Below are 6,388 nucleotides of genomic sequence, written 5' to 3'. Positions count from 1 at the left end.
TCCCGTCGCCCCCCCTCCCCCCCCCCCTCCCCCCCACCCCCCCCCCCCCCCCCCCCTCCCCCCCCCCCCCCCTCCCCCCTCTGCCGTGTGGCGGGGGTGCGTACCGCCGTTCGGTCTCAGCCGCCCGCCACCGGGCGGGCCGAGGAACTGCGTGTCGCGCGCTCCGGGTGCGGCGGATGAGGCGGGTGCGGCGGCCGGCGACTGCCCACCGGCGTGACCGGGCTGCGCTCGGAGCGTGCCGTGTGCGGCTTGGGCGCGAGATGCGGGGTGGCCCTGCCGCCGGTGGCGCTGCCGCCTGTGGTGGCCGCGCGCCCGGCGCTCACCGGCTCACAGGCCGGGAGTTCTTCCTCTGCTGCCCGGACGCCCGGCCGGAACACCGCGGGCCTGACATCCGCGGGGACGGGGACCGGGACCGGGACCGCGGTGCCACGCTCGCGCAGCCGGGCCCACAGCTCGTCGCGCCTGGCGAGGATCCACGCCTCGGCGGTGGCGATCAGCGGCTCGAACCAGGGCAGGGCCAGCAGGATCAGCAGACCGGCGGCCCAGCCCAGCAGGACATCGCTCACCCAGTGCGTACCGAGGTAGACCGTGGTAGCGCCGACGCCGAGGGCCACGACCGCGGAGAGCACCGAGAGGTAGCGCCTGGTCCGCAGGGTGGACGCCAGATACGCGAGGATGCCCCACGTCACCACCGCGTTTGCGGTGTGCCCTGAAGGAAATATATCGCCGCCCGCGAAGAGTTCGGCCGATCCGATCTGCGTCGCGTAGTGCGGACCGAGCCGGCCGAGGCCCAGCTTCACGGCGCCCACCGTGACGTTGAGCAGCAGCAGCGACACGCCGAGCGTGATCAGCGGGCGCAGGGTGTGCTGCCGCCAGGAGCGCCAGCCGAGCCAGGCGGCGACCATGACGGCGGTGGGGCCGCGCTGGCCCAGTACGACGAAGTAGTCGAGGAACGGGTGGAGTTCGGGCCACTGCTCGTACGGCCGGAAGAACATGATCTGCCAGTCCAGCCGGACCAGCCAGGAGGTGGTCAGCACAGCCACGACGATCGCCAGGTAGAAACCCAGCGTTGAGCCGAAGAGCACCGTGCGGTGCCGGCTCATCCGAGGGATCTCTAGATGGGCCGGTCGTTCGGGCTCACGGTCCAGCCGGGCGAAGACCCGGTCCAGACGGGTGAAAGTTCGGTCGGTACGCACGTCAATCGACGTTACAGCGCAGGCGTCCGAGCCCACGTCGAATCGGTCGCTTTGTGATGACGATGTGATGTGGACTTGGTCTCAATCCGGGGTCATTTCCTATGAGTCCAGGAAAGCGGATGCCGCGTCGAGAATGATGTTCGGATCAATTCAATTGATGATTGATGCGGCAGTTGTGCGTTCGCCGGAATTCATTCACCCGGGCGCTGCGGAGAATTTCCCGCGCGGTCACGGCGGACCGGTGCCGTTCAGCCACAGGGCCCCGTACACCGCCGAGGCCAGCGCCACCGGACCGAGCACGAGCACCGCCCGTGAGGTGCGCAGCCGGGCCAGCGCCACGGCGACCGGCAGCAGCAGCGGGAACGCCGGCATCAACAGCCGGGGCTTGGAGCCGAAGTAGCCGGAAGCGCACAGGGCGAGGGTCACCACGATCCCGCAGAACACCAGCAACGGCAGCGGCTGGCGGCGGCGTACGCACAGCACGTACAGCCAGAGCACCAGCGCGACCCCGGCGATCAGACCGAGGCCGGCCGCGAAGGCGGGCGAGGCCAGACGCTCGCCGATGAACCGCGCGAACGCCCAGCCCCCGTCGAAGCCGTTGCCCCGCTGCGCCTGCACATCGAGATAGCCGAAGAGCCCGCCGCCGGTGCGGTGTCCGACCCACAGCACGTAGCCCGCGGCGCCGAGCGGAGCGAGCACCACGCCCAGCAGCATCCGCCACCGCCCGCGCGGCCCGCCACCGCCCGGCCCGCCGTCGCGCGCACCGCGGACCAGCTCCATCACCGCGGCGGCCCAGACCGCCGCCACCACGGCCGCCCCCACCGGCCGGGTCAGTCCGGCCAGCGACGCCAGTGCCCCCGCCCACACCCAGCGCCCGGTCAGCACGGCGTACAGCGACCAGGCCGCCAGCGCGGTGAAGAGCGTCTCGCTGTACGCCATCGACTGCACGATGCCTACCGGCAGCACCGCCCACAGCACCACCGCCAGGATCCCGGCCCGCCGCCCGTACAGCCGGTCGGCGATCGCGAAGATCCCCCAGGCGGCGAAGAGCGAAGCCGTCCAGGCCACCACCAGCCCGGCGTCCGCCGGCGAGAGCGGGCCGACCGCCGCGAGCAGCCGCTCCAGCCACGGCAGCAGCGGGAAGAACGCCAGGTTGGAGTGGACGTCGCCGTTCGCCAGGCGCACCTCGTAGCCGTAACCGAGCTCGGCGACGCGGGTGTACCAGAGCGAGTCCCAGCGCCCGGACAGCAGCTGGTGCGGACTGCTTCCCGCCGCGGCTCCCCACACCCCGAGCACCGCCACCCCGAGCAGCCGGACCACGGCGTACGCGGCCAGCGCGGGGGCCGCCCGGCGCAGCGCGGCCATGGCCGCGGGCGCCGCGGGGCGGGGAAGAGCGGTGGTCAGGAGATCAGTCACGGGGACGATTATCGGTGCCGCGCGCGAACCGCCGGCCGCCGTCCGGCTTGCACACCGGGACGGAAGTGGCGTACGCCACACCTCGGGGTCCGCAGAGGTGAGAGATGGACCACGCATCCCCGCCGGGAACTCGCGTACGCTGACGGCTCACTCGCCTGTCGATGCCGGGACCCCGGGGTACGCCGAGAACGCCGTCCTCGCTGGTCCGCCGAGCGCGAGGGTTCACTTGGAGGTACGTACATGTCAGGGACGAACACGGCCGGCCCGCGCCGCCCCGACGCTCCCTGGCAACGCCTCGCCGGGGCCGCCGACGGCGCGAACCGCTGGGTCGTCCTTGTCGTCCTGTGCGTGAGCCTGCTGTTCGTGGCCCTCGACGCCACCGTGCTGCATGTCGCCGTCCCCGCCGTCACCGAGGACCTGCGCCCCGGCTCGATCGAGCTGCTGTGGATCGTCGACGCGTACCCGCTGGTCTGCGCCTCGCTGCTGATCCTCTTCGGCACCCTCGGCGACCGCGTGGGCCGCCGCCGGGTCCTGCTGCTGGGTTACGGCCTGTTCGGAGTGGCTTCCGCGGTTGCCGCTTTCGCGGACAACCCCCAGGTGCTGATCGCGGCCCGGGCCCTGCTCGGCGTCGGCGGCGCCATGATCATGCCCGCCACGCTCTCGATCCTCCGCCAGGTCTTCCCCGACCGCCGCGAGCGGGCCACCGCCATCGGTATCTGGACGGCGGTGGCCGCGGTCGGCGCGGCCACCGGCCCGGTGCTGGGCGGTTTCCTCGTCCAGCACTACTGGTGGGGCTCGGTCTTCCTGATCAACATCCCGCTGATGGCGCTGATCCTGCCGGTCGGCCGCTGGCTGCTCCCGGAGTCCAAGGGCGAGGGCAACGGCCCGTGGGACGTGCTCGGCGCGCTGATGGCCGCGGCCGGCGTGCTCGGTGTCGTCCTCGGCGTGAAGCGGGCGGGCGGCGGCGAGGGCGTGCTCGACGCGAGGACCCTCTGCCCGCTGATCGTCGGTGCGGTGCTGCTGGTCCTCTTCGTACGCCGGCAGAAGCGCCGCAGCCAGCCGCTGATAGACGTGAGGATGTTCACCCGGCCCACCTTCTCGACCTCCGTGGGCTGCATCGTCCTGGCCATGCTGGCGCTGGTCGGCCTGGAGCTCATAGCCGTCCAGTACCTCCAGCTGGTCCTGGACCTCGGCCCGCTGGAGACCGGACTGCGGCTGCTCCCGCTCACCTTTGCCGCCATGGCGGCCGGTGCCACCGGTTCGTACACCCTGAACCGTCTCGGCCCGCGGCTGATGGTCTCGCTCGGCTTCGCGCTGACCGCCGCCTCCGTCCTGCTGCTGACGCTGATGGGCCAGCACGACCGGCCGCTGCTGCTGACGGTCGGCTTCGTGCTGCTCGGCTTCGGCCTGCAGACCACGCTCTTCGGCGCGTACGAGTCGATGCTCAGCGAAGCGCCCGCCGACCAGGCGGGCGGCGCCGCGGCCATCGGCGAGACGTCGTACCAGCTGGGTGCGGGCATGGGGATCGCGCTGCTCGGCAGTGTCATGAACGCCGCCTACGCGCCGGCCCTCTCCAAGGTGGCCGGGGTCCCCGCCGCCGAGAGCGCCGCCGCCGCGCACTCGCTCGGGGAGGCCTACCAGGTCGCGGCCCAGCTCGGCGGGCCCGCCGGACACGCCCTGCGCACCGCCGCGCAGCACTCCTTCGTCCACGGGCTGCATGTGACGCTCTTCGTCAGCGCCGGTCTGCTGCTGCTCGGCGCGCTGGCCGCGCTGCGGCTGCCGAAGGTGATGGAGTGCGCGGCGAAGCAGGAGGACGCGCTGCCGCGGGAGGCGCAGGGGTCGCAGGGGTCGCGGCCGGAGGTACGGGTCCCCGTGCCCGCGTCGCGCCGGGAACCCGCCGAGGCGGCCGGGTCTGGACGGGCGGGGCGCTGAGCCGTAACGTCGGCGCCGAGCTGTAACTACCACTGCTAGTTTTAGCGTCGCACTGCCAGCCCGGGAGGCCCTGCCATGTCCTCGTCCCCGTCGTCGTCCGCACCCTCGAAGCTTCCGCCCTTCGACGCCGGTGATCCGCTCGGTATCGACGACCTGCTGAGCGCCGAGGACCTCGCCATCCGCGACACCGTGCGCTCCTGGGCGGCCGACCGCGTCCTGCCGTACATCGCGGACTGGTACGAGAAGGGTGAGCTGCCCGGCATCCGCGAACTGGCCCGGGAGCTCGGTTCGATCGGCGCCCTCGGCATGTCGCTCCAGGGGTACGGCTGCGCGGGGGCCACCGCCGTCCAGTACGGCCTGGCCTGCCTGGAACTGGAGGCCGCCGACTCCGGCATCCGCTCGCTCGTCTCCGTCCAGGGGTCGCTGGCGATGTACGCCATCCACCGCTTCGGCTCCGAGGAGCAGAAGCAGCGCTGGCTGCCCGGCATGGCCGAGGGCAGCATCATCGGCTGCTTCGGACTGACCGAACCCGACCACGGCTCCGACCCGGCCGGCATGCGGACGTACGCCAAGCGCGACGGCGGCGACTGGGTGCTGACCGGCCGCAAGATGTGGATCACCAACGGCTCGGTGGCCGGAGTCGCGGTCGTCTGGGCGCAGACGGACGACGGCATCCGCGGATTCGTCGTCCCGACCGGCAGCCCCGGCTTCTCGGCGCCCGAGATCAAGCACAAGTGGTCCCTGCGGGCGTCCGTCACCAGTGAACTGGTCCTCGACGAGGTGCGGCTGCCCGCCGATGCCGTACTGCCGGAGGTCACCGGCCTGCGCGGGCCCCTGAACTGCCTGAACCACGCCCGGTACGGAATCGTCTGGGGAGCGATGGGCGCGGCCCGCGCCAGCTTCGAGGCGGCGGTCGAGTACGCGAAGACGCGCGAGCAGTTCGGCAGGCCGATCGGGGGCTTCCAGCTCACCCAGGCCAAGCTGGCCGACATGGCGCTCGAACTGCACAAGGGCATCCTGCTCGCCCACCATCTGGGGCGTCGCATGGACGGCGGGAAGCTGCGACCGGAACAGGTCAGCTTCGGAAAGCTCAACAATGTGCGCGAGGCCATCGAGATCTGCCGTACCTCGCGCACGATCCTCGGCGCCAACGGGATCTCGCTCGAATACCCCGTGATGCGGCATGCGACGAACCTGGAGTCGGTGCTCACCTACGAAGGCACCGTCGAGATGCATCAGCTGGTGCTGGGCAAGGCGCTCACCGGTCTCGACGCCTTCCGGTAGGCCGGTAAGGGGGCCGGAGAGCTGCCCTGCTCAGCTCTGGTTGAAGAAGCCGTCCCCGGGCCGGCCAGCGGTTTCGCCGTTGACGACCTGGGTGTCGGCGGGGGACAGCAGGAAGACCCGGGTGGCCACGCGCTCGATCGAGCCGCGCAGGCCGAAGGTCAGACCGGCCGCGAAGTCCACCACGCGCTTGGCGTCGGTGGGCTCCATGGCCGTCAGGTTCACGATGACCGGGACCCCCGCCCGGAAGAGCTCACCGATGCCGCGGGCGTCCCGGAAGCCGTCCGGGGTGACCGTGGCGATCCGGCGGCCCTGCTCCTGCGCCGCCTCGGAGGCCACCCGCACCCGCGGGTCGGTCACCCACTGGTCGCCGGTCCCGGAACCCTCGGCGTACTCGTCGTCGTAGTAACGCTCGTCGTCGCTGTCCTCGACGAGTCCCAGCCAGGCACTCGCCTTGCGCACCGATCCCATGGACGCCTCCTTTCACCGCGGTCTGTCTGCGTTCCGCACACCTATGGTCGTCCATGATGCGGATCGCGCGCCAAGTGGATAGTGGTCGCACA

Annotated in this window: 5 protein-coding genes; 2 read left to right on the top strand and 3 right to left on the bottom strand. The window is 71.9% G+C overall.

Annotation, left to right across the window (positions count from 1 at the left end; genetic code table 11):
- Nucleotides 1-116 precede the first annotated feature (116 nt).
- Both ACWV17_RS32275 and ACWV17_RS32270 read right to left on the bottom strand, forming a co-directional pair.
- Nucleotides 117-1,196 (bottom strand): phosphatase PAP2 family protein, encoded by a 1,080-nt coding sequence (locus ACWV17_RS32275; RefSeq protein WP_455362451.1) that lies wholly within the window; start codon nt 1,194-1,196, stop codon nt 117-119.
- Between the two features lie 228 nt (nt 1,197-1,424).
- Entirely contained in the window at nt 1,425-2,612 is a 1,188-nt protein-coding gene (locus ACWV17_RS32270; protein ID WP_455362450.1) for a glycosyltransferase family 39 protein, read from the bottom strand.
- A gap of 240 nt (nt 2,613-2,852) precedes the next feature.
- On the opposite strand from ACWV17_RS32270, the gene ACWV17_RS32265 reads away from it, so the two are divergent.
- Entirely contained in the window at nt 2,853-4,544 is a 1,692-nt protein-coding gene (locus ACWV17_RS32265) for an MFS transporter (protein ID WP_455354614.1), read from the top strand.
- A 75-nt stretch (nt 4,545-4,619) separates the two neighbouring features.
- The gene (locus ACWV17_RS32260; RefSeq protein WP_455362449.1) at nt 4,620-5,828 is read left to right on the top strand and encodes an acyl-CoA dehydrogenase family protein; all 1,209 of its coding nucleotides are present in this window, start codon (nt 4,620-4,622) and stop codon (nt 5,826-5,828) included.
- Nucleotides 5,829-5,858: 30 nt separating this feature from the next.
- Here the strand turns inward: ACWV17_RS32260 and ACWV17_RS32255 are convergent, their stop codons facing one another.
- Nucleotides 5,859-6,296: a cell division protein SepF gene (locus ACWV17_RS32255; protein ID WP_455354616.1), complete on the bottom strand. Its 438-nt coding sequence runs from the start codon at nt 6,294-6,296 to the stop codon at nt 5,859-5,861.
- Nucleotides 6,297-6,388: the final 92 nt, after the last annotated feature.

It is taken from the genome of Streptomyces mabaensis, assembly GCF_053763515.1.
The sequence above is the reverse complement of the archived record's forward strand: the minus strand, read 5'-3'. Positions and strand labels throughout refer to the sequence as shown.